General features: G+C 58.3%; 5 protein-coding genes. 3 read left to right on the forward strand and 2 right to left on the reverse strand.

Features of this window, described 5'->3' with window-relative positions:
• The 3 genes from VN887_02380 to VN887_02390 all read left to right on the forward strand — a co-directional run.
• Positions 1 to 1,177: transketolase C-terminal domain-containing protein (locus tag VN887_02380; GenBank protein ID HXT38849.1), on the forward strand; the 1,177-nt coding region annotated here is incomplete at its 5' end.
• A 166-nt stretch (positions 1,178 to 1,343) separates the two neighbouring features.
• Positions 1,344 to 2,447 carry a protein DA1 gene (locus VN887_02385; protein ID HXT38850.1) on the forward strand — a complete coding sequence of 368 codons (1,104 nt, stop codon included), beginning with the start codon at positions 1,344 to 1,346 and terminating at the stop codon, positions 2,445 to 2,447.
• Between the two features lie 251 nt (positions 2,448 to 2,698).
• Positions 2,699 to 3,259 (forward strand): YqgE/AlgH family protein, encoded by a 561-nt coding sequence (locus tag VN887_02390; protein HXT38851.1) that lies wholly within the window; start codon positions 2,699 to 2,701, stop codon positions 3,257 to 3,259.
• 134 nt (positions 3,260 to 3,393) lie between these two features.
• Here the strand turns inward: VN887_02390 and def are convergent, their stop codons facing one another.
• Both def and VN887_02400 read right to left on the reverse strand, forming a co-directional pair.
• Complete coding sequence (gene def / locus VN887_02395; protein HXT38852.1) at positions 3,394 to 3,948, reverse strand: peptide deformylase; 555 nt, start codon at positions 3,946 to 3,948, stop codon at positions 3,394 to 3,396.
• A gap of 73 nt (positions 3,949 to 4,021) precedes the next feature.
• A partial coding sequence (locus VN887_02400) for a hypothetical protein (GenBank protein ID HXT38853.1) occupies positions 4,022 to 4,959 on the reverse strand: 938 nt, incomplete at its 5' end.

The following is a 4,959-nucleotide window of genomic DNA, read 5'->3' on the forward strand; positions in this document are numbered from 1 at the left end:
GGCGACCCAGGAAAACGCCACGGGTGGCCACGGTTTTCCGCTCGCCAACGGGGAGAAGATCGTGGACTGGGTGAATGAAATCTACGAAGGCCAGCCGCCGCCGGACGAGTTTGTAAACTGGGCGAGTGCGCTTCGTCTCGATTGGGAGAAAAAGGAGGCGGCAAAGAAGGCGAAAGCCGCGGCGAATCCACCCCCACCGCCGTCGCCGAAGAAAGACAAAGTGCAGAGTGGTTTGGCCAGGGCGGCAGTCCGCGCGGCGCAGGAGGGATTTCCTGTGTACTCCATTTCGTCGGACGTGCAGGGTTCGACAGGTATCAGCACGTTCCAAAAAAGTTTGCCCCAGCGGTTTGTCGAGGTCGGCATCGCCGAAGCGAACATGATCAGCACGGGCGCGGGCTTTGCCAAAATGGGCTTCATTCCCATCGTGGACACATTTGGACAGTTCGGCGTCACCAAGGGTAATCTCCCGTTGACGATGGCCGCGCTTTCACAGGCACCGGTCATTGCGATGTTCTCACATGTGGGGTTTCAGGATGCGGCCGACGGCGCGTCGCATCAGGCGACGACTTATCTTGCCGCCACCTGCGCGATTCCGCACACCGTGGTGGTCGCGCCATCCTGTTCGGATGAAGCAGAGGCGCTCATGTACCAAGCCATCAAGCGTTACGCGGCGGACCGGGCGGGAGGCCACGATGGCGAATCCTATATTTTCTTTGTCGGGCGCGAGAATTATCCACTCTCGTGGGTTGAGAACGCCCGGTATGAGTGGGGCAGGGCACAAGTGTTGCAGCGGGGGAGTGATGTGGTTCTCGTCGGTTGCGGTCCACTGCTGAGCAAAGCCATCGAGGCTGGCCGGAGACTGGCGGAACAGAACGTCAGGGCGACCGTCATCAACAACCCGTTCATAAACCGCGTTGATCTCGACACGATTGGCGCGGAGGTCCGGAACTGCTCCGGCCGCGTGGTGACGATCGAAGATCACCAGACCATCGGTGGCATGGGCGCGCAGGTTTCGCACGCCCTGTCGCAGGCCGGCATCGCGCATCGGATGAAATCACTGGGCATCAAAGGCGAATTCGGCCAGTCCGCGTACATCGCGGAGCATCTTTACGAGAAGCACAACCTGACCGCGGCAAAGATGGCCGAGTCCGCGCTGGAATTGGTGGGCCCGAAATAGCGAATCACGACGTCGGGATCGGTCTGTGTTACAGCGAGATGCGGCTGGTGGCCGGCTTTGATTTGACGTCGTCACGATTGCGGCTGGTATTTGATTTGCTGCGAATGACGCAGAGTGGCTCGTCCTTGCGGATAACGAAAGCCGCCGGGCAGGTGGTGTGCAGCCGATGAAACATTTCATTCTAACAATTCTTGTGGCGATCAACTGCGCCGCCAGTCTTCAGGCGCAACGTTGCGCGGTATGCGACATGCCGTTCGACTCGGTCCTTTACACGATTCAGGACAGAGTCACCGACCAGCAGGTGAGCGTTTGTGGCAAGTGCCTCGCCTTGACAACGCGGTGCTATCTCTGCGCGCTACCGGTCAAGAACAACTTCACGACCCTGGATGACGGGCGTGTGTTGTGCGCGCGCGACGCGAAAGGCGTCGTCCTGTCGGAGAACGAGGCGTTGCAGGTGTGCAGTGAGGCCAGGGGTGAACTGGACAGGGTATTTTCGAGATTTCTGAGCTTTCCAACGAACGTGACCACGGCAGTGGTCGATAAGGTCCACATGGAGCAGTTGTTCAAGAAGGCCGGATTCGATAACCAATGCCCCTCCATATTCGGTTACATCCGGAGCCGCACGAACGAGCAGGGTGAGATGAAACATGCGATCAGTTTGCTCAGTGGCCTGCCCCGGGCGCGGTTGATGGCCGTCTGCGCTCACGAGATGGCGCATTCATGGGTCAACGAACATGTGACACGCGCCCGGCAGGTTCATTTGGACGCCGTGGAAGGATTCTGCGAACTGGTCGCCTACAAGCTCATGGCTTACCTGGGGCACGAACAGGAGCAGAAAATCATCAGGGCGAATCATTACACGCGGGGGCAGTTCGATTTGTTCCTCGCTGCGGACAACCAATACGGATTTTACACCCTCATGGAATGGATGCAGTCGGGACTCGACGCGAGTCTTGACGGAAAAGACCTGGATCGCGTCAGAAGGGTGAGGTTTCAGCCCCGGCGATCCGCAACGGCAGAGTTTGTTCCGTTGCCGAAGCCCGCCCCCACTCCTGTGCCCGATACGCTTACGCTGATCGGAATCTCGGGAACGGGCAGTCGACGGCTGGCATTGGTGAATGATCGCGCCCTCAGTGCGGGAGAATCGGGAAAAGTCAGAGTTGCCAGGACGAACGTCGTGGTCCACTGCCTGGAGGTGCGCAGCGGCTCAGTCCTTATCGAAGTCGAAGGATCTTCGGAAACGAAGGAACTGTTTCTGAAATCCAAATAGCGCGGCGTCCTTTTGATTCGGTAGCAGCGCGACTCGCAAAAGGGGGTGCGCGCCGCTTTCATTGCCGGCATTCAAACGGCGTCGAGGGATTGGTCCGAAACGCCCGCTACCTCAACGCCGGGTCAATCACCCACTCCCGTCCAGCCGCCGCGGACCACAACCTCCGGTAGTCGGACAAATTTTTTGTACAGCTCGAACGAATCAGGGTTGTCAGCGCGGGAGGCTTATGCAAATTATTTTGTGCGGATCACATGCCGGACAGTTTCACATCATTGAAAGGCCAGTTGCTGCTCGACGGAGGCAAGCTACGCGGTTCGTTTTTTCATAGGGCGGTCGTCCTGGTCTGCCAGCACGATCCGGAGGGCGCATTCGGGCTGGTGCTGAACCGGTCGAGCGGCAACGAAGTCGGCGAAGTGATCGTTGCCGACATGGCAGACAGTCTGAAGAAATTGCAACTGTATCTCGGCGGGCCGGTGCAACCACAGGCGCTCAGTTTCCTGCACGCTGACAGTTTTCTGCTCAACTCAAACGTGATGCCCAACCTCAACGTTGGCCACTCGCTGGATGATCTGGTGGAGCTTGGCCAGGGTTTTTCCTCGACCCAGCAGTTAAGGATCTTTGCCGGTTACGCGGGCTGGAGTCCGGGCCAGCTCGACGACGAAATGAAACGCGAGGCCTGGCTGACCCATCCTGCCTCGATTGAACTGGTCTTCAGCACGGACGCCGGAGAACTCTGGAAAACAATTCTACGACAAAAAGGATGGAAATACCGCCTCCTGTCCGAAACGCCCGAGGACCTGTCGTGGAATTGAATTCCAACGCGCGGCGTAACGAACGGTCGGTACGATTTGGGTTTAAGCGTCGCGGATTGGTTCCAGACGGACGCGCTGATGAAGCGTTTCCGGTCTCGCCCAACGCGTTGAAGAATCCCGATCAACGCCCGCGTTCACTTCTGATTCATTCGCCTCAACTCTTCCAACTGGGGTTTGAGCTCCTTCTTGGTCTCCGCGTTCATGCGGTCAATGAAGAGGATGCCCTGAAGGTGATCCGTTTCATGCTGAATGGCGCGAGCGAGCAGGCCGCCGCAGCGAAATTCAAGGCGCTGACCATCCTCACCGAGCGCGACGACATCCACCGATTCCGGCCGGGTGATGTCGGCATATATTTCAGGGAAGCTCAAACACCCTTCCGGGCCGGCCACCGGTGGTGCCGCAGGGATGATTTCCGGGTTCATCAACACGAGCGGCATGAACGCGCTGACGTCGGATGGCTCGCCCTGTAATTGAAGGGTTGAAGGCCGGTCTTTGATTTCGCGCACGTCGATCACGGTCAGTTGCAGCGCGTGGCCGACCTGTTGAGCGGCCAGTCCGACCCCCGCCGCGGCGTACATGGTGTCCAGCAAATCCTCGATCAGCTGCTTGATTTGCGGCGTTATTTTCTCAACGCGGGCGCCCTTCTGTCGCAGGACCGGATGCCCGTATTTAACGACGGGAAGAATCATTTTGTCGCCGGTTTTGATGCAAACAGTCGAAGTTCCCTGGCTGCGAGTCAAGTGGGACGATTTCCAAACGTGCTTATTTTCCCGGCCATTTGCGCAGCAGCCCGGTCAATTGAGTGATGGACGGACTCGTCGCCGTGCGAACGTAGTAGCCACTTGTTGTGACACCGGTCAGCACGCTCATTGCGTTGTCGAATCCAAGCAGTTTGCCCAGGCAAAAACCCGCGTTAAAATGGTCGCCCGCGCCGGTAGTGATCTTCGGTTTGGAAATGTAAGGCCCTTTGACGAGATCGACCGATTCTCCGCTGACGGCCAGCGCATAGGAAACCGGATGTATGACAATCGTGCTGACGGGTAGTCTGGCGCGCAACTCCCGCGCGAGTGCGGAAAGCGCCTCCGCGCTGTGCGCCCTGCCACGGAGCCCCAGCACTTCGGCAATTTCATTGGCTTCCTTCTCGTTCAGGCCGAGAACGACATTGAAATGGTTCTCGAACCGTTTGATCATCTCCAGTGCGCGGGCGATGTCTCCCGTGGTGCGTTTTTCAGGGTCGCACAGGTCAAAGAACATCATGCGGCGCGGCGGTTTCAGGCCGGGACAAAGCTCGTTCAACAGAGAGTTCCAGATGTCGCTCATGTGGGGAAGCATCGTCCAGTTGACGAACGCGGCGAGGTCGGCGTTTTCGAATTTCGCCGCGAATTTTTCGCGACCGAACCGCGCGAGGATGTTGGGCCAGGTGATTTCCTTGAGCGAGGAGTGTTTTCCCAGCATGATCTTGCCGTCCTCAAATTCGAGCGCGTCAGTATGTCCGGGCTCGGCAATGGAATGGACTTCCGCCCGCCTGGCAAACTCGTGGAAGACAGGGTGGAGGTGCGGGTACCCAAGGTTGCAGAGATAAGTCACCTTGAGGCCGAAACTGGCCAGTGCATTGGCCATGATCGGACCGTTCCCGCCGAGTTTGGTGAGCTGGTTCACCAGTTCGATGTTCGTACTTTTCCCGGAAGCCTCGGCGATCC

The organism is Candidatus Angelobacter sp., assembly GCA_035607015.1.
Taxonomy (GTDB): domain Bacteria; phylum Verrucomicrobiota; class Verrucomicrobiia; order Limisphaerales; family AV2; genus AV2.